Genomic DNA, 16,751 nt, shown 5'->3' with positions numbered 1-16,751 from the left:
CTGTAACCATGACCACAAAGACCTCAACCGAGCTTCAGTTCCTTTCAACCGGCATCCCAGGCCTGGACAACATCCTTGGAGGCGGCCTCATCAAGGACCGCATTTACCTGATCGAAGGTGAGCCTGGCACCGGCAAGACCACCACCGGCCTGCAATTTCTGGTGGAAGGCGCCCGGCAGTGTGAGTCCGTTGTGTACATCACACTGGCCGAAACAGCCGCGGAGCTGACCGGCGTGGCCGAATCCCATGGCTGGAACATGAAGGGTATTCACATTCATGAAGTCCTGCCGTCTGAAAACCTGCTGATGCCGGAGGCCGAATACACCATGTTCCACCCTTCGGAGGTGGAGATGGGTACCACCACACAGATGATTCTGTCCGTGATTGAAGAGCGAAAACCGACCCGGGTGGTGATTGATTCCCTCTCCGAATTGCAATTGCTGGCCGATACGCCGCTGCGCTATCGCCGCCAGGTGCTGGCGCTCAAGCAATTCTTTGCCAGCCGGTCCTGCACCGTGATGCTGCTCGACGATCGCACGGCCGCCGGCATAGACCTTCAGGTGCGCTCCATTGCCCATGGCGTGATTACGCTGGATCAGTCCGTGAAGGACTATGGGGCCGAGCGGCGCCGCGTGCGCGTGGTGAAGTACCGCGGCATTGCCTTTCGCGGCGGCCTGCATGACTACGACATCCAGTACGGGGGCCTGTGCGTGTACCCGCGCCTGGTGGCGGCCGAGTCGCGGGTGATGGGCAAGCGCGAGCAGCTCAAAAGCGGCCTTACCGAGCTCGATACCCTCCTTGGCGGCGGCCTGGAAGAGGGCACGAGCACCCTCATCGCCGGGCCTCCCGGCACCGGCAAGTCGTCGCTGGCGGCCCAGTTTGTCACTGCCGCGGCGCAGCGCGGGCAGACCAGCGCGATGTTCCTGTTTGAAGAGGCGGCCAACAACCTGTTGAACCGGGCGGACGGCCTGGGGATGAAAATCCGCGAACCCTACGAAGTGGGTGTGCTGAGCATTCAGCAGATCGACCCGGCCGAACTGTCCCCCGGGGAGTTCGCGTCGGTGGTGTGCCAGGCTGCCGACCGCGGCTGCAAAGTCGTCGTCATCGACAGCATCAACGGCTATCTCAACGCCATGCCGGATGAGCGCTTCCTTACCACGCATTTGCACGAACTGCTGACGTACCTGGGCCAGCGCGGTGTGGTAACCATCCTGGTGGGCGTTCAGCAGGGCATGCTGGGCGGCCAGATGTCCACCACGGTGGACGCCAGCTATCTGGCCGACAACGTGCTCATGCTGCGCTACTTCGAGCATGACGGCGAGGTCAAGCAGGCCGTGTCGGTGTTTAAAAAGCGAGGCAGCCTGCACGAACGCACCATCCGCGAATTTTCCATGTCCCGCAAGGGCATCCATGTGGGCGCACCCCTGCGCGGCTTCCGCGGCATTCTGACGGGGGTGCCTGTCTACATCGGCAATGATCCTGAAGTGGGTGCTGCCCGCGGAGCGAGATAGGTGGAGCGGCGAATCGTCATTTGTGCACCTACAGGGCGGGACGCGGCGCTGACTGCCAAAGTGCTCCGGTCCGTGGGTATCCACAGCATTGTGTGTGCAAACAGCGATGAGCTTATGACGCAACTCCCGCTGGGTGCCGGCGCCCTCTTGCTGGTGGAAGAGGTTGTCAGTGGTGCCGCCATGCGGCCACTGGCCGAATACGTGGCCTCACAGCCCACCTGGTCGGACATCCCCATCCTGCTTTTGACACGCAGCGGCGCCGATTCGCTGGATGTGCAGCGGGCGGTCGAGCATCTGGGTAACGTCACGCTGGTGGAGCGGCCCGTGCGCACCATTGCCCTGATTACCGCCACCCGTTCGGCCGTGCGGGCCCGCGAAAGGCAATACCAGGTGCGCGATGCCGACAAGCGCAAGGACGAGTTCCTGGCTACGCTTGCGCATGAACTGCGCAATCCGCTGGCGCCGATCCGTACGTCCATGGGAATCCTCAGGCATCTTTACCCGGATTCGGACCAGATCACGCAGCTGCGCAATGTCGTGGACCGCCAGGTGGCTCACCTGACGCGATTGGTGGATGACCTGTTGGACGTAGCCCGCATCACCAGCGGCAAGGTCACCCTGAAAAGGGGGCAGATCACACTGCAATCAGTGATCAACCATGCGGTGGAGATTTCCGGCTCCGCCATGGAAAGCAAGCAGCACCGGTTGGACGTGCAGGAGCCGGACACACCGTATCTGCTGGATGCCGATCACGCGCGCCTGGTGCAAAGCGTCGCCAACCTTCTTGTCAACGCCGCCAAGTTCACGCATCCAGGCGGGCATATCGTGCTGCGCGCGGAAGTCGAGGGGCCTGTGGTGACTTTCCGTGTCGCCGACAACGGGATCGGGCTTGAGGCATCTTCTCTGGCAAAGATCTTTGACCTGTTTGCCCAGACGCCCGTGCCTGGCGAAGCGCCGACCGGTCTGGGAATCGGTCTGAGCCTGGCCAGACAGTTTGCCGAGATGCACGGCGGCACTCTGCATGCCAGCAGTGAAGGCCTTGGTCATGGCAGTGAGTTCGTCCTGGCGCTGCCGGTGGTTCTGGAGGGCGGGCATCCTATATCGCCTGTGCAAGTGGCGGGCCCCGCCTGGTCCGGAAACGCCAAAAAAATCCTGGTGGTGGACGACAACGTGGACGCGGCCAATACCTTGGGAGCTTTGCTTGGCATGGATGGTTTTGCAGTGACAACGGCGTATGACGGTCTGGCCGCCGTTGCCGCCGCCAAGGCTCACAGGCCGGACGTTATCGTCATGGACATCGGAATGCCCGGCATGAACGGGTACGACGCAGCACGCTTGATCCGCCAGCAGCCGGCCACTGAAAATATGGTCCTTATTGCGCTCACTGGCTGGGGGCAGACAACAGACAAAGCCCTTGCCAGTCTGGCCGGGTTTAACCATCACCTGGTCAAACCGGTGGATTACGAAAGCCTGATGTCCTGCCTCGTTGCCTGATGTGGGTAAAAAGCAGCGGCCGGAATTCCGGGAATTAAAGCTCCAACCAGGGAAGTGGTGCCTGATTCGAGCTTGTCCTACACGCATTTCCTATCCCGCTGACGCATCGTGGCCAGGCGTGAACCTACAGTCAAAGCCCAGCCACTCAAAGCCTTCATTGGCGCCGCCATGTTTCTAGACAGCTTTCCCCTGCATGAACCAGAAATCCGGGCAACCCGGCCTGTGCGCGAAGTCGCCATGGAAGCGGGGAAATCCCGCAGTGCCTGGCCGTTCATCGTCACCGGCAACGGTTTTGGTGTAACGCATGCTGCCCGTGATTCCCGGGGGGGAATGCCCTCAATGTCGGCATCCGCATTTCCCGCCGCGGATCCCGGCAGCTTTGTTACGTGACGTTCAGCGACACGAAGGACACGAGATGGGCCTGAAAAAACGTATTGATCCAAAGAGTGATCGTGACCGCAAGAACGGGTCAGCCGCACAGCCTGACGCCATATCTGCCGAGGAATACGGCAGAGAGGGCACCAACAAGACCATCGCGCAGCCCAAAGCCGACAATGCGCCGTCCGAAGAATTGGGCAATACCCCGCATGTCGGGAAAAGCCCCTACACGCGCGGTTGAATCGCGGGGTTGATCTTCTGGATTAGCGAGGGGAGGGACCTCTTGGGCCCTTAACTTCGCTGCGCGAAGTGAGCCTGCGCTGAAGAACTGATACCGGGCTGTCCGCCCGGCGGCCTTACAGGCCGGCTGCAGCGCGCAGCGCAGCAGCTTTATCGGTACGTTCCCAGGTAAATTCCGGCTCGTCGCGGCCGAAGTGGCCATAGGCTGCCGTCTTTTCGTAGATGGGGCGCAGCAGGTCCAGCATCTGGATGATGCCCTTGGGGCGCAAGTCAAAGTGTTCATTGACGAGAGCCGAGAGTTTCTCGTCGGAGATCACGCCGGTGCCTTCGGTATAGACCGTGACGTTCATGGGGCGGGCTACGCCGATGGCATAAGCCACCTGGATCTGGCATTGGCGTGCCAGGCCCGCGGCCACAATATTTTTGGCCACATAACGGGCTGCGTAGGCAGCTGAGCGGTCCACCTTGCTGGGGTCTTTGCCGCTGAACGCGCCGCCGCCGTGCGGGCAGGCGCCGCCGTAGGTGTCGACGATGATCTTGCGGCCGGTCAGGCCGCAGTCGCCCTGCGGGCCGCCGATGACGAAGCGGCCGGTCGGGTTGATCAGGTACTTGGTGTCCTTGAGCCACTCTTTGGGCAGCACGGGCTTGATGATCTCTTCAATGATGGCTTCGGTGAACGAGGCCTTCATCTTGTGGGCAGTTTCGCTCTGGTCGGGGCTGTGCTGGGTCGACAGCACCACGGTGTCGATGCTGTGCGGCTTGCCGTCCACATAGCGCATGGTGACCTGGCTCTTGGCGTCGGGGCGCAGGAAAGGCAGGCGGCCGTCCTTGCGCAGCTGGGCCTGGCGCTCGACGAGGCGGTGTGCGTAGTAAATCGGCGCGGGCATCAGATCGGGCGTTTCGTCGCAGGCGTAGCCGAACATGAGGCCCTGGTCGCCGGCGCCGATGTTCAGGTGGTCGTCACTGGCATGGTCTACGCCCTGGGCGATGTCGTTGGACTGCTTGTCATAGCAAACCATGACGGCGCAACCCTTGTAGTCGATGCCGTACTCGGTGTTGTCGTAGCCGATGCGCTTGATGGTGTCGCGCGCGACCTGGATGTAGTCGACATGCGCGTTGGTGGTGATCTCGCCGGCCAGCACGACGAGGCCGGTGTTGGTCAGGGTTTCGGCGGCGACGCGGCTGCGTGGGTCCTGCTTGAAAATTGCGTCGAGGATCGCGTCGGAAATCTGGTCGGCGACCTTGTCGGGATGGCCTTCAGAGACGGATTCGGATGTAAAGAGAAAATCGTTCGCCATTGCGTACACTCCATGAAGTTTGTCGGCGCGTTGCCGGCTGGAATGCCTCGGCGAACGCTTTAGCAGTTTGGTTTAATGTCGCCCTGCAAGTAGTTCAGTAACTCGGCGACAGACTGCATTATATGACGGCTGGTTTTTGGCCGGCGTAACCTTTCGATACCCCTTTCACCTGATTCATGCCCTGGTTGTTTCGCTTCTTTTCCCTCTGGCCGCTGGCCGCCCTGCATGCGCTGGGCGGCATGCTGGGCTGGCTGGTGTGGGGCTTGAGTCCGCGCTACCGCGCCCAGTTCAGGGCACATGTGGCGCAGGCCGGACTGCCGTTCGCGGTCGCCCGCCCGGCGATTGCCGAGGCTGGGCGCTTTATTGCCGAACTACCCAAGCTGTGGATGCGGCCGGCTTCGGAGTCCTGCCTGGGTAATGTCCGCATCGAAGGCCAGGTGCATGCGGAGCAGGCCTTCGCCGAAGGCCGCGGGGTGATTTTTTTTGGTCCCCATTGCGGCAGCTTCGAGCTGGGCCCGCAAGCGCTGGCCGAGCTGTATGGGCCCATTACCGCGATTTACCGGCCCGCGCGCAAGGCCTGGCTGGCCCGGCTGGAACGCCTGGCGCGTGACCGGGCCAATCTCACCGTCGTGCCCGCTTCCTTAAGCGGCATCCGCCTCATGCATAAAACCCTCAAAGCCAATCAGGCCGTGGCTTTGCTGACGGACCAGGTGCCGCCCGAAGGCCTGGGCGTGTGGGCGCCTTTTTTTGGCAAGCCGGCCTACACGATGACACTGGCTGCGCGGCTGGCGTTGCAAAGCGGTGCGGTGCTGCTGCCCGTCAGTTGCGAGCGCCTGGCCCGCGGCAAAGGGTATTTCCTCAAGATATGGCCTCCGGTGCAGGGGATGGACGCCTCAGATTCCGGCGCGCGCGCCGACCTGCTGCATGGGGTGACACAGATCAACCGGGCGATCGAAGCCATTGTGCTGAGCCAGCCTGGCCAGTATTTGTGGGGCTATGCACGCTACAAGACACCTCGCAAGGAAACTCCCCTTTGAAGACTCCCCGCCAGTTGGCCAGCCGAATCGTGACCCGCGGCGGCATTTTCTTTATGCGGGTGCTGGCGCTGCTGCCGCTTTCCTGGACGCGTGGCCTGGGCGTGCTGCTCGGCTGGATGTTGTATGCGATGGTAGGCTCGCGCCGGCGCGTGGTGGCCACCAATTTCGCGTTGTGCTTTCCCGGTTACCCGACCGCAGAGCGGCGCCGCCTCACGGTGCTGACATTTGTATTTTTTGCCCAGGCCTGGCTGGACCGCGCCTGGCTGTGGCACGCGCCCCAGGCCTGGGTGCAGCGGCGCGTTCAGGTGACGGGGGCTGTGCAGGAACTGGAGGGCAATGAGCCCACGGTGATATTCCTGCCGCATTTCGTCGGCCTGGATGCGGCATGGGCCGGTGTGGCGCTGCAGATGCCGCGGCCTTCGACCACCATTTACACCGACCAGTCGAACAAACTGGTCGACCGCTGGATACTGCGGGGCCGGCGGCGGTTTGGCAACCTGCGGCTTTTTGGGCGGGGTGATGGCGTCAAGCCCATTGTGGCCGCGCTTCGGGAAGGGCAGCCGCTTTACCTGTTGCCCGACATGGACTTCGGCCCTGACGATTCAGTGTTCGTGCCTTTTTACGGCATACCCACCGCAACGGTCCCGTCTCTCTCTCGATTTGCACGCCTGGGCCGCGCCAAGGTGCTGCCCCTGTTGCCCCGAATCACTCCGACGGGCTATGAGGTGGAGGTGTTGCCGGCCTGGGCGGATTTCCCCAGCGACGACCCGGTGGCCGACACCGCACGCATGAACGCGCAGCTGCAGGACTACATCAACACCATGCCCGCCCAGTACTACTGGGTGCACAAGCGCTTTAAAACCCGACCAGAAGGCGAGCCGTCCCTGTATTGACGGCGGGCGGGTTGGGCCGAAATTTTAGGGGAATAGTCCTCCGGGCCAGGCGGAATGAGCGCAAGCGGCTATTAAATCAATAGCAATCTAGCGCAGAAAATCCTGCAGGTGTGCCGCCACCAATGCGGGCTGCTCGTGCACGATCCAGTGGGTTGCGCCTTCGATGCGGCGTAAATCCATCTGCGGCACGTAGTCGCCCAAGCCTTCCAGCAGTGCGGGCGGCAAGGCCGTATCGTCCAGTGCCCAGAGCACCAGCGTCGGCAGGTGAACTTCCAGCATGTCCCGTGGAATGCTCACTGCCGCGGCGGCCGGGTCGTTGTGCGGCGGCCCGGGCCGGGGCGGGCGCAAGGGCGAAGCCCGGTAGTAATTGCAGGGGCCTGTCAGGCCCTTGCGCCAGATTTCGCGGTATTGGTCCTTGATGGCGTCGGTCAGCCACGCGTGCGGCCCATCGACCGCGCCCATGTTGGCAAAAAAATCCCAGAGCCGCCGAAAGTCATCTTCGGCCAGCAAGGCTTCGGCGTCGGGGCGAATCAGGAAGTTCATGTAGGCGCTGGCGGCTTGCTGCGCCGGCGAATGCTGCAGTTCGCGCAGAAAAGTGCCGGGGTGCGGCGAGTTGATGATGGCCAGCTTTTTCATCAACGCGGGATGGCCCGCAGCCAGGTTCCAGGCCACCGCGCCGCCCCAGTCATGGGCCACAAGGCATTCCAGTTGGCCACCTTCCAGCGCAATCAGCGCTGCAATGTCCTGCACCAGGTGTTTGGGCCGGTAGGCGGTTGCCTCCAGCGGCGCGCTGGAATGTTCAAAGCCGCGCAGGTTGGGCGCCACACAGCGAAAGCCGCCGTTTTCAGGCCGCGCGAAGTGTTCCAGCAAGCCGTCCCAGACAAAAGCGGCTTCCGGAAAGCCGTGCAGGAACATCAGGACAGGGCGGCCCGTTTCGCCCGCAATCCGGCAGGACAGGGTGATGCCGTGGGGCAATGCATACAAGCGGGTGGCGATCATGTTGCTACACTTTTTATAGCTGTTTGCGCTTGTCCCAGTTGGGTTGGAGCCGGTATTTGCCTGAAATTTCAGCGCTGGAGAGCTGCCTCAGTCATTGATCTCGGGCAGCTCTTCAGGCGCCGCTTTGGCAGGCTTTGCCGGTTTTTCGGCCGGATGGGCCCAGTCCCACAAATGCTGGGCTACTTCCTCGACACCGCGGCGCTTCAGCGAAGAAAAGAGTTTGACGTCTCCGCCGCCGGCCTGCAGTCGCACAATGGACAGCGCCTTGGCCGCTTCGGTCTTGTTGAGCTTGTCGGACTTGGTCAGCAGCACCAGGAACTTGAGGCCGTCTTCCACCCGCGGCCGGATCACGTCCAGCAGGATCTCGTCGAGCTCGGTCAGGCCCAGGCGCGGGTCGCACAGCAGCACCACGGCCTTGAGGTTGTCGCGCGTCTGCAAATAGTTGCCCATCACCTGCTGCCAGCGGTACTTGGCTTCCTTGGGCACGGCCGCATAGCCGTAGCCCGGCAGGTCGGCCAGTACGGCGTCCGTCACGCCCTGCTTGCCCAGGCTGAACAGGTTGATGCTCTGCGTGCGGCCCGGCGTCTTGGAGGCAAATGCCAGCCGGTGTTGCTGCGTCAGCGTGTTGATACAGGTGGATTTGCCGGCGTTGGAACGGCCGACAAAGGCGATTTCAGGCACGTCGACACGGGGCAGGTGCTTGAGCTCAGGCGCTGTGGTCAGGAATTTGGCGGTGTGCAGCCAGCCCATCGCGATTTTGGGATCGGGCGCGCCAGTTGCGGCTAAGGGTGGTTTGGACGGAGAGGGTGAGGTCATGATCGGGCGGTCCCTGGAGATCGGTTGCACGCTACCGGCATGCGTTGGAGGGAGCAATGGCTTCGGGGACGGAACCCGGGAAGCGCTGAGGCGGTGCGGAGCTGCTGGCCCGTTGCCGCGGCAAGACCCGAATAATCGGGGGTGCCCTGAAGCCATTGTAAAATCAGAAAGTTATAAGTTTTGTGCGCCAACCAATTAAAACCCCCGATATGAAGCTGTTCGTTACTTCTCTCCTGGCCGCCTTGCTGGCCGTGCCTGCCGTGTCGTCTTATGCTGCCGGCGAAGCCGCACCTGCACATGGCGCCGCTTCGGCTCCCGCAGCAGCAGCAGCCCCGGCCAAGATTGCCAAGCCTGATCTGGTCAAGGGCGAGGCCAGCTTCACCGCAGTTTGCGCCAGCTGCCACGGCGCCGACGGAAATTCCGGCACCCCCGCCAACCCCAAGCTGGCGCAGCAGCACCCCGAATACCTGGTCAAGCAGCTGCAGGAGTTCAAGGCCGGCAAGCGCAAGAACCCCATCATGCAAGGCTTTGCGTCCGCGCTGTCTGAAGACGACATGAAAAACATCGCTTACTGGGCGACGTCCAAGAAAGCCAAAACCGGCTTTGCCAAAGACAAGGAACTGGTTGCACTCGGCGAGCGTATCTACCGCGGCGGCGTGCAGGACCGCCAGATCGCAGCCTGCGCAGGCTGCCACAGCCCCACGGGCGCCGGCATTCCTTCCCAATATCCCCGCCTGAGCGGCCAGCATTCTGAGTACACGGTGACGCAGTTGACGGCTTTCCGTGACGGCGGCCGCGGCAACAGCCTGCCCATGAGCCAGGTGGCTGCCAAGCTGAACGACCGTGAAATCCGTGCGCTGGCCGACTACATTGCCGGCCTGCGTTAAGCAAAGTACAGCAAAGGACTGGCAGGCGAGCGTTTTTTTGCTGAAAGTACCCGCAGGCTGCCTGCAGTATTGAACCCAAGCCTCCAAAACCAATCACACCAAGGCGGGTCTTTCTGATGAAAGCCCGCCTTTTTTCTTTTTCCCTTCTTTTTCTGGTTCGCAGGCTTTCCTGAGCCAACCGCAGGTTCCATTTCAAGCATGACAGTTTCCACCGAGGGTATGAAGGTCAATTGGGGCTCCCGCAGCTGGCGGGCGGCGGTGGAACTGCTGTCGTCCATGCGGTTTTCCATTTCGCTGCTGACGGTGATCTGCATCGCGTCGATCATCGGCACGGTGCTCAAGCAGGCAGAGCCGCTGGGCAACTACGTGAACCAGTTCGGTCCGTTCTGGGCGCAGGTGTTCAGCCTGCTCAGCCTCAACACCGTGTACAGCGCCTGGTGGTTCCTGCTGATCCTGGCTTTTCTGGTGGTCTCTACTTCTTTGTGCATTGCGCGCAACGCCCCCAAGATCTTCGCGGACCTGAACCAGCTCAAGGAAAACGTCCGGGAGCAAAGCCTCAAGGCCTTTGGCCACCGTGCCGAGGCCGCATTGGCCGAGTCACCCGAAACGGCTGCGCGCCGCATTGGCCAGACGCTGGTGCAAAGCGGCTGGAAAGTGAAGCTGCAGCAGCGCGCCGGCAACGGCTGGATGGTGGCGGCCAAAAAAGGCGCGGCCAACAAACTGGGCTACATCGCAGCGCACAGCGCCATCGTGCTGGTCTGCGTGGGCGGCCTGCTCGACGGCGACATGATCGTACGCGCGCAGATGTGGCTGAACGGCAAGTCGATTTATGCCGGCGGCGGACTGATTGCCGACGTGCCGGCCCAGCACCGGCTCAGCGACAAAAACCCGACGTTTCGCGCCAACCTGCTGGTGGCTGAAGGCACGCAGTCCAGCACCGCCATCCTGAACCAGCCGGGCGGCGTATTGCTGCAGGAACTGCCGTTTTCCATTGAGCTCAAAAAATTCATCGTTGAGTATTACTCGACCGGCATGCCCAAGCTCTTTGCCAGCGACATCATCATCCACGACAAGGAAACTGGCGAAAAGATTCCGGTGCGGGTGGAGGTCAATCACCCGGCCAATCACCGCGGTATCGAGATTTACCAGTCGAGCTTCGACGACGGCGGCTCCAGCGTGACGCTCAAGGCCATTCCGATGGCCGCGGCCAGCAAGCCGTTTGAAATTCAGGGCACGATCGGCGGCTCCAGCGGCCTGACCAACGGGCAGGGCGATGGCGCCGAAAAGCTGACGCTGGAATACACCGCGCTGCGGGTCATCAACGTGGAAAATTTTGCGTCGGGCGGAAGCATGGGTTCCGGCGCCGATGTGCGCAAGGTCGACCTGCACCAGGCGATTGACACACGGCTCGGCGCGGCGAACAAGACCGTGACGCAAAAAGAGCTGCGCAACGTGGGCCCCAGCGTGAGCTACAAGTTGCGCGATGCGTCCGGACAGGCCCGTGAATTTCACAACTACATGTTGCCGGTCAAGACGGACCCGGCGGAAGACAGCCCTGCGGTCTACCTGATGGGTGTTCGCGAGACACCGTCTGCACCCTTCCAGTACCTCCGGATTCCGGTGGACGCCGAAGGCGGCATGGAAACCTTTTTGCGGCTGCGTGCCGCGCTCGCCAATCCGGCGCAGCGTGAGCTGGCGGTCAGGCGCTACGCAAGCCAGGCCATTGGCCGGGAACGGCCGGAGCTGATGCAACAGCTCGCCGCGTCGACATCGCGGGCGCTGGCTCTTTTTGCCGGTGACGTTGCAGACGCAGCGGGCGCCGCGCAAGGTTCGACGGGCAAGCCCAAAACCGCTGCAGGCCTGCAGGCCATCTCTGACTTTATGGAAGCCAATGTGCCCGAAGCCGAGCGCAACCGTGCCGGCGAGGTGCTGATCCGCATCCTCAACGGTGCCTTGTTTGAGCTGACGCAGATGACGCGTGAGCAGGCCGGGCTCAAGCCGTTGGGTCAGGATGAAAAGACGCGGGCTTTCATGTCGCAAATGGTGCTGAGCCTGTCGGACGCCAATTTTTACCCCGCGCCCATGGCGTTTGAGCTGAAAGACTTCACCCAGGTCCAGGCCAGTGTGTTCCAGGTGGCGCGTGCACCGGGCAAGACCATCGTCTACCTGGGTTGCGCCTTCCTGATCCTGGGGGTGTTCGCCATGCTTTACGTGCGCGAACGCCGCGTCTGGGTCTGGCTGGCGCCGCGCGGCGCAGGGGGCGGTCAGGCAGAAGATGGCAATGTTGTGGGTTCAATGCCAGAATCGGCCGAAGGCCACAGTCAGGCCACCATGGCCTTGTCGACCAACCGCAAGACCATGGACGGCGACAAGGAGTTTGAGATGTTGAAAACGAAACTGTTGCAGGCGCCTTTATGAATACCTCCACGATCAACAACACCGCGGTGAACACCACCACGCTGAAGGCGGGCGGCGACAGCACGCTGAGCCTGAACGAGGGCTATTTCGCCCGGCGTAATGTGCTGGATTGGGTGTTTGCTGCGCTGGTCGCCGGCGGCTTTCTGTATGCCTTCGCCCGCTACAGTGATTTCATGGATGTCTATGAAAAAGGCATCCTGTTCGCGGCCATTCCGGCGGCTATCGCCATGGGCTGGTTCTGGCGGCCGCTGCGGGTACTGATGATGGTGGTCAGCGCCTTCGCGCTGCTGGGCATTGCGTCGTACCAGGGTGACCTGGCGCGCGCCGAGCAGGTGTTCTGGCTCAAATACTTTCTCTCCAGCCAGTCGGCCATTTTGTGGATGAGCGTGCTGTTCTTCATGAGCACGATTTTTTACTGGCTGGGCATGTTTGCCAAAGGCCAGAGCAGCACGTTGGAGTCGCTGGGCTCCAAAATTGCGTGGGTGGCGATCGGCATGGCGCTGATCGGCACGCTGGTGCGCTGGTACGAAAGCTACCTGATTGGCGCAGACGTCGGGCACATCCCGGTCAGCAACCTGTACGAGGTGTTCGTGCTGTTCTGCTGGATGACGGCGGCCTTCTACCTCTACTTTGAATCGCAGTACAACACCCGCGCGCTCGGCGCTTTCGTGATGCTGGTGGTCAGTGCCGCGGTCGGTTTTTTGCTCTGGTACACCGTGATACGCGAAGCCCATGAAATCCAGCCGCTGGTGCCTGCCCTCAAAAGCTGGTGGATGAAGCTGCATGTGCCGGCCAATTTCATCGGCTACGGCATGTTCTCGCTGGCTGCCATGGTGTCGCTGTCCTATCTCATCAAGCAGCAGGCCAACGAGACGCGCTGGCACCGGCTCACGCCGCTGTGGCTGCTGGGCGTGGTGCTGTGTTTTGTCCCTGTCGTGTTTCGCAGCAAGTCGCCGGCCGAAGTGGGCGGCAGCTACTACTGGGTAGGTTACCTGGCCGTGTCGGGGCTGATCGCCGCCGGCATCCTGCTGGGCCGCAAGCGCATTGCCGCGCGCCTGCCCAGCTTTGAAGTGCTGGACGACGTGATGTACAAGGCGATTGCCGTCGGCTTTGCCTTTTTCACCATTGCCACCGTACTCGGCGCCTTGTGGGCGGCCGAGGCCTGGGGCGGCTACTGGAGCTGGGACCCCAAGGAAACCTGGGCGCTGATTGTCTGGCTCAACTACGCGGCCTGGCTGCATATGCGGCTCATGAAGGGCCTGCGCGGCACCGTCGCCGCCTGGTGGGCGCTGGTCGGGCTGGCAGTTACCTCGTTTGCTTTCCTGGGCGTCAACATGTTCCTGTCGGGGCTGCACAGTTACGGAACCTTGTAACTGCCTGCGAGTCTTTTAGAAGCCCTGGCTGAATCCCTGTAAGAAGTTGCTGCGTATTCAGACTAACCCTCAACGGATTTCAAGGACTCATATGCTCATCAAGACCCATGCCGATGGTTTCGACCACCTCGTTCCCAGCGAGATTACGCCGCGCGGCATCTACCATGGTCGTCGCGACCTGATCAAACTGATGGCCACAGGTGCCGCGGGCGTGGCCATGGCCAGCTGGGCGGGCCGCCAGGCGATGGCGCAGACGGTACAAAAACCCGGCAAGCTGGCGGCGCTGGCCGGCGGCAAATCGGCGGTGGCCGGTGCGGTGACCATGGAAAAGATCACCGACTACAAAGACGCCTCTACCTACAACAATTACTACGAGTTCGGCACCGACAAGGCCGACCCGGCCAAGAACGCCCACACGCTGGTGACCAAGCCCTGGTCGGTGGCCGTCGAAGGCCTGGTCAAGCAACCCAAGACCTTCACGCTCGAAGACCTGATCAAGCTGGCGCCGCAGGAAGAGCGTATTTACCGCCTGCGTTGTGTCGAGGGCTGGTCCATGGTGATCCCGTGGGTGGGGTATTCGCTGTCGGAGCTCATCAAGAAGGTCGAGCCGCTGGGCAGCGCGAAATACGTTGAATTCATCACCCTGGCCGATCCCAAGACCATGCCGTTTGTGGGCTCCCGCGTGCTCGACTGGCCTTATGTGGAAGCCCTGCGCATGGACGAAGCCATGCACCCGCTGGCGCTGCTGGCTTTCGGCATGTATGGTGAAGTGCTCCCCAACCAGAACGGCGCACCGGTGCGCATGGTGCTGCCCTGGAAGTACGGCTTCAAGAGCGGCAAGAGCATCGTCAAGATCCGCTTTACCGACAAGGAGCCGCGCACCGCCTGGAACAAGGCCGCGGCGCAGGAATACGGCTTTTATTCCAATGTGAACCCGGACGTCGACCACCCTCGCTGGAGCCAGGCCACCGAACGGCGTATCGGTGAAGACGGCCTCTTTGCCAAGAAGCGCAAAACGCTGATGTTCAATGGCTATGAAGCGCAAGTGGGCCAGCTCTACGCGGGCATGGACCTCAAGAAGAACTTCTAAAAGATATGGCCCCCACGCTTGTCGCTTCGCGTACTGCGCTGCCCCCCGAGGGGGCCGCTGCGCCTGCGGCCCGGCAAAGCCGGTTCCGCGGCCCCTGCTGGGTTGGGACGCACGCTGCGCTGTGTTTCGATGTAGGTCGACCCGGCGGTGGATTGCTGTGATGTCGACAGCGCAAAAATGGTTGCTGCACCCTGCCGCCAAACCGGTGCTGTTCCTCGTCTGTCTGCTGCCCTTTGTCTGGCTGTTCTACGGCGCCTTCACCAACCAGCTGGGCGCCAACCCGGCCGAGGCGTTGATACGCGCCACCGGCGACTGGACGTTACGCTTTATCTGCATCGTCCTGACGGTCACGCCGCTTCGGGTCATCACCAGCACGCCTGCACTGGCGCGCTTTCGGCGCATGCTGGGGCTGTTCGCGTATTTTTATGTCGTCGTCCACCTGCTGAGCTACAGCTGGTTCGACATGGGCTTTGACTTTGCCGATATTGCCAAAGACATTGCCAAGCGGCCTTTCATCCTCGTGGGGTTTTCGGCCTTTGTGTTACTGACGCCCCTGGCGGCAACGTCCTTCAATGCGGCCATCAAAGCCATGGGTGCCAAACGCTGGCAGTGGCTGCACAAGCTGGTCTACATGATCGCCGGGCTGGGGCTGCTGCATTTTTTCTGGATGCGCGCCGGCAAGAACAATTTTGCCGAAGTGTTCGTTTACGCTGCGATCATCGCCGTACTGCTCGGCTGGCGTGTGCAGCAGTTCTTGAGGAAAAAGAGGCTGAAACCCATATACGACGTGCGCAACCAGCTATCATAATGATAGCGATGTGCGCTGATCGACACTGATCCGATGAGGCGCGCGCTTGCCCCGGGCGTGGTTCCGGATTAGCCCGCTACCAGCTGTTCCTGCCGCATCTGGTCTTCAGCGGTTTCCCGCCGGCGTATGAGGTGCACTTCGACACCGTCAACCAGCAGTTCAGCGGCCCGGCCACGTGTGTTGTAGTTGCTGGCCATGCTCATGCAATACGCACCTGCCGACATCACAGCCAACTGGTCACCCGCCGCGACAGACAACACGCGGTCGCGGCCTATCCAGTCGCCGCTCTCGCAGACCGGGCCCACGACGTCATACGTCGCTTCGGCGGTCTTGCCTTCGGCCAATACGGGGACGATGGCGTGGAAAGCCTGGTACATCGCAGGACGTGGCAGGTCGTTCATCGCCGCATCGACGATGCAGAAGTTCTTGTGCTCGCCCGGCTTGACGTAGAGCACTTCCGTCAGGCAAACCCCTGCGTTGCCGACCAGTGAGCGGCCCGGCTCGATCATCAATTTTTTACTGCCGTAGCCGCGCGCGTCGATCTTCGCGAGCAACTGCTGCCAGAGTGCGTCGGCTTCGGGCGGGGTGTCGTTGTTGTAGTTGATGCCCAGGCCACCGCCGAAATCGATATGTTCCAGCGGGATGCCCGCGGCTTCAATGGCTGCCACCAGGTCGAGCACCCGGTCCATGGCGTCAAGGTACGGTGTGGTGTCGGTGATTTGCGAGCCGATGTGGCAGTCGATGCCGACGACCTGCAAGCCTTTCAGCGAAGCCGCGTGCCGGTAGATGCGCAGCGCGTCTTGGTGTGCCACGCCGAACTTGTTGTCTTTCAGGCCCGTGGAAATGTAGGGGTGCGTCTTGGGGTCGACATCGGGATTGACGCGAATGCTGACGGGCGCACGCATGTCCATGGCGAGAGCTACCCCGGACAGCACATCCAGCTCGGCTTCGCTTTCGACATTGAAGCAGCCGATGCCGGCGCTCAGGGCCTGGCGCATTTCGCTGCAGGTTTTGCCTACGCCTGAAAAAATGATCTTCCGGGCCTCGCCACCAGCGGCCAGTACGCGGGTGAGTTCTCCGCCCGAAACGATGTCAAAGCCGCAACCCGCCCGGGCAAATGCCTGCAGGATGCCGAGTGACGAATTGGCCTTCATGGCATAGCAAATTTGCGCGTTGCGCCCTGAAAAGCCACGCTGGTAAGCCGCCAGCGCCGAAAGCATGGCTGCCTTGGAATACACAAACAGCGGCGTGCCGTGTGCCGCGGCCAGATCGCCAAGCCGGACATTTTCAACAAACAGCTCGGTATCGCGGTAAGCAAAATGGGGGTGGCCGGGGAGAGGTTGGCGGGTCATGAAGAATGGGCTTTGAAGCGGTTGGAGTTATTGGCAACTATCTTAAGGAGCGCAGGGCTTGCGCGCCATGATCGATTGACGGCATGAACGGCCGGGCGCCTTTAGATTGAAGGCCCAGCCACCGGATGGCCTGAATCTTCAATGAATCGGCCAGGTT

The 16,751-nt window shown here is 61.8% G+C and carries 16 protein-coding genes; 10 read left to right on the top strand and 6 right to left on the bottom strand.

Annotated elements, in window-relative coordinates; all coding sequences use genetic code 11:
- Positions 1 to 8 precede the first annotated feature (8 nt).
- The gene (locus AC1DZE_RS10985) at positions 9 to 1,511 is read left to right on the top strand and encodes an ATPase domain-containing protein (RefSeq protein ID WP_477700026.1); all 1,503 of its coding nucleotides are present in this window, start codon (positions 9 to 11) and stop codon (positions 1,509 to 1,511) included.
- A gap of 114 nt (positions 1,512 to 1,625) precedes the next feature.
- The gene (locus tag AC1DZE_RS10980; RefSeq protein WP_477673514.1) at positions 1,626 to 3,005 is read left to right on the top strand and encodes a hybrid sensor histidine kinase/response regulator; all 1,380 of its coding nucleotides are present in this window, start codon (positions 1,626 to 1,628) and stop codon (positions 3,003 to 3,005) included.
- Positions 3,006 to 3,179: 174 nt separating this feature from the next.
- Here AC1DZE_RS10980 and AC1DZE_RS10975 read toward each other — a convergent pair whose 3' ends face one another.
- The gene (locus tag AC1DZE_RS10975; protein ID WP_477700025.1) at positions 3,180 to 3,311 is read right to left on the bottom strand and encodes a hypothetical protein; all 132 of its coding nucleotides are present in this window, start codon (positions 3,309 to 3,311) and stop codon (positions 3,180 to 3,182) included.
- A 109-nt stretch (positions 3,312 to 3,420) separates the two neighbouring features.
- On the opposite strand from AC1DZE_RS10975, the gene AC1DZE_RS10970 reads away from it, so the two are divergent.
- Positions 3,421 to 3,624: a hypothetical protein gene (locus AC1DZE_RS10970; RefSeq protein ID WP_477673515.1), complete on the top strand. Its 204-nt coding sequence runs from the start codon at positions 3,421 to 3,423 to the stop codon at positions 3,622 to 3,624.
- 115 nt (positions 3,625 to 3,739) lie between these two features.
- Here AC1DZE_RS10970 and metK read toward each other — a convergent pair whose 3' ends face one another.
- A complete protein-coding gene (gene metK / locus AC1DZE_RS10965; RefSeq protein ID WP_457279749.1) occupies positions 3,740 to 4,921 on the bottom strand; it encodes a methionine adenosyltransferase in 1,182 nt (393 codons plus the stop codon).
- A 176-nt stretch (positions 4,922 to 5,097) separates the two neighbouring features.
- On the opposite strand from metK, the gene AC1DZE_RS10960 reads away from it, so the two are divergent.
- The gene (locus AC1DZE_RS10960) at positions 5,098 to 5,958 is read left to right on the top strand and encodes a lysophospholipid acyltransferase family protein (protein ID WP_477669900.1); all 861 of its coding nucleotides are present in this window, start codon (positions 5,098 to 5,100) and stop codon (positions 5,956 to 5,958) included.
- On the top strand, positions 5,955 to 6,851 hold the full coding sequence (locus AC1DZE_RS10955) for a lysophospholipid acyltransferase family protein (RefSeq protein ID WP_477669899.1): 897 nt from the start codon (positions 5,955 to 5,957) through the stop codon (positions 6,849 to 6,851). The genes AC1DZE_RS10960 and AC1DZE_RS10955 overlap by 4 nt, the downstream gene beginning before the upstream one ends.
- An 87-nt stretch (positions 6,852 to 6,938) precedes the next feature.
- On the opposite strand, the gene AC1DZE_RS10950 is transcribed toward AC1DZE_RS10955, so the two are convergent.
- Complete coding sequence (locus AC1DZE_RS10950; RefSeq protein ID WP_477669898.1) at positions 6,939 to 7,850, bottom strand: alpha/beta fold hydrolase; 912 nt, start codon at positions 7,848 to 7,850, stop codon at positions 6,939 to 6,941.
- An 87-nt stretch (positions 7,851 to 7,937) separates the two neighbouring features.
- Positions 7,938 to 8,666 (bottom strand): ribosome biogenesis GTP-binding protein YihA/YsxC, encoded by a 729-nt coding sequence (yihA, locus tag AC1DZE_RS10945; protein WP_477669897.1) that lies wholly within the window; start codon positions 8,664 to 8,666, stop codon positions 7,938 to 7,940.
- Positions 8,667 to 8,875: 209 nt separating this feature from the next.
- Between yihA and AC1DZE_RS10940 the strand changes: the two genes are divergently transcribed.
- Positions 8,876 to 9,553, top strand: coding sequence for a c-type cytochrome (locus AC1DZE_RS10940; RefSeq protein WP_477669896.1), 678 nt, complete (start codon positions 8,876 to 8,878; stop codon positions 9,551 to 9,553).
- Here AC1DZE_RS10940 and AC1DZE_RS10935 read toward each other — a convergent pair.
- Positions 9,550 to 9,753: a hypothetical protein gene (locus AC1DZE_RS10935; protein ID WP_477669895.1), complete on the bottom strand. Its 204-nt coding sequence runs from the start codon at positions 9,751 to 9,753 to the stop codon at positions 9,550 to 9,552. The genes AC1DZE_RS10940 and AC1DZE_RS10935 overlap by 4 nt on opposite strands.
- On the opposite strand from AC1DZE_RS10935, the gene AC1DZE_RS10930 reads away from it, so the two are divergent.
- From AC1DZE_RS10930 to AC1DZE_RS10915, 4 genes are all read left to right on the top strand, one after another.
- Complete coding sequence (locus AC1DZE_RS10930; protein ID WP_477669894.1) at positions 9,752 to 11,971, top strand: cytochrome c biogenesis protein ResB; 2,220 nt, start codon at positions 9,752 to 9,754, stop codon at positions 11,969 to 11,971. The genes AC1DZE_RS10935 and AC1DZE_RS10930 overlap by 2 nt on opposite strands.
- Positions 11,968 to 13,344 (top strand): c-type cytochrome biogenesis protein CcsB, encoded by a 1,377-nt coding sequence (gene ccsB, locus AC1DZE_RS10925; RefSeq protein WP_477673455.1) that lies wholly within the window; start codon positions 11,968 to 11,970, stop codon positions 13,342 to 13,344. Before AC1DZE_RS10930 ends, ccsB begins: the two co-directional genes overlap by 4 nt.
- 91 nt (positions 13,345 to 13,435) lie before the next feature.
- Positions 13,436 to 14,434, top strand: coding sequence for a protein-methionine-sulfoxide reductase catalytic subunit MsrP (gene msrP, locus AC1DZE_RS10920; protein WP_477700024.1), 999 nt, complete (start codon positions 13,436 to 13,438; stop codon positions 14,432 to 14,434).
- A gap of 160 nt (positions 14,435 to 14,594) precedes the next feature.
- Positions 14,595 to 15,242 (top strand): protein-methionine-sulfoxide reductase heme-binding subunit MsrQ, encoded by a 648-nt coding sequence (locus AC1DZE_RS10915; RefSeq protein WP_477669891.1) that lies wholly within the window; start codon positions 14,595 to 14,597, stop codon positions 15,240 to 15,242.
- Positions 15,243 to 15,310: 68 nt separating this feature from the next.
- Here AC1DZE_RS10915 and lysA read toward each other — a convergent pair whose 3' ends face one another.
- Complete coding sequence (gene lysA / locus AC1DZE_RS10910; RefSeq protein WP_477673120.1) at positions 15,311 to 16,594, bottom strand: diaminopimelate decarboxylase; 1,284 nt, start codon at positions 16,592 to 16,594, stop codon at positions 15,311 to 15,313.
- Between the last annotated feature and the right edge of the window lie 157 nt (positions 16,595 to 16,751).

The organism is Polaromonas sp. P1_F1 (genome assembly GCF_056405795.1).
Note: the sequence above shows the minus strand (reverse complement) of the source record. Positions and strands in the feature narration are given on the sequence as shown.

Coding starts and splice junctions, on each gene's coding strand:
- AC1DZE_RS10985 (WP_477700026.1), top strand. CDS start 9: ATGACCACAAAGACCTCAACCGAGCTTCAGTTCCTTTCAACCGGCATC.
- AC1DZE_RS10980 (WP_477673514.1), top strand. CDS start 1,626: ATGACGCAACTCCCGCTGGGTGCCGGCGCCCTCTTGCTGGTGGAAGAG.
- AC1DZE_RS10975 (WP_477700025.1), bottom strand. CDS start 3,311: ATGCGTTACACCAAAACCGTTGCCGGTGACGATGAACGGCCAGGCACT.
- AC1DZE_RS10970 (WP_477673515.1), top strand. CDS start 3,421: ATGGGCCTGAAAAAACGTATTGATCCAAAGAGTGATCGTGACCGCAAG.
- metK (WP_457279749.1), bottom strand. CDS start 4,921: ATGGCGAACGATTTTCTCTTTACATCCGAATCCGTCTCTGAAGGCCAT.
- AC1DZE_RS10960 (WP_477669900.1), top strand. CDS start 5,098: ATGCCCTGGTTGTTTCGCTTCTTTTCCCTCTGGCCGCTGGCCGCCCTG.
- AC1DZE_RS10950 (WP_477669898.1), bottom strand. CDS start 7,850: ATGATCGCCACCCGCTTGTATGCATTGCCCCACGGCATCACCCTGTCC.
- yihA (WP_477669897.1), bottom strand. CDS start 8,666: ATGACCTCACCCTCTCCGTCCAAACCACCCTTAGCCGCAACTGGCGCG.
- AC1DZE_RS10940 (WP_477669896.1), top strand. CDS start 8,876: ATGAAGCTGTTCGTTACTTCTCTCCTGGCCGCCTTGCTGGCCGTGCCT.
- AC1DZE_RS10930 (WP_477669894.1), top strand. CDS start 9,752: ATGACAGTTTCCACCGAGGGTATGAAGGTCAATTGGGGCTCCCGCAGC.
- AC1DZE_RS10935 (WP_477669895.1), bottom strand. CDS start 9,753: ATGCTTGAAATGGAACCTGCGGTTGGCTCAGGAAAGCCTGCGAACCAG.
- ccsB (WP_477673455.1), top strand. CDS start 11,968: ATGAATACCTCCACGATCAACAACACCGCGGTGAACACCACCACGCTG.
- msrP (WP_477700024.1), top strand. CDS start 13,436: ATGCTCATCAAGACCCATGCCGATGGTTTCGACCACCTCGTTCCCAGC.
- AC1DZE_RS10915 (WP_477669891.1), top strand. CDS start 14,595: ATGTCGACAGCGCAAAAATGGTTGCTGCACCCTGCCGCCAAACCGGTG.
- lysA (WP_477673120.1), bottom strand. CDS start 16,594: ATGACCCGCCAACCTCTCCCCGGCCACCCCCATTTTGCTTACCGCGAT.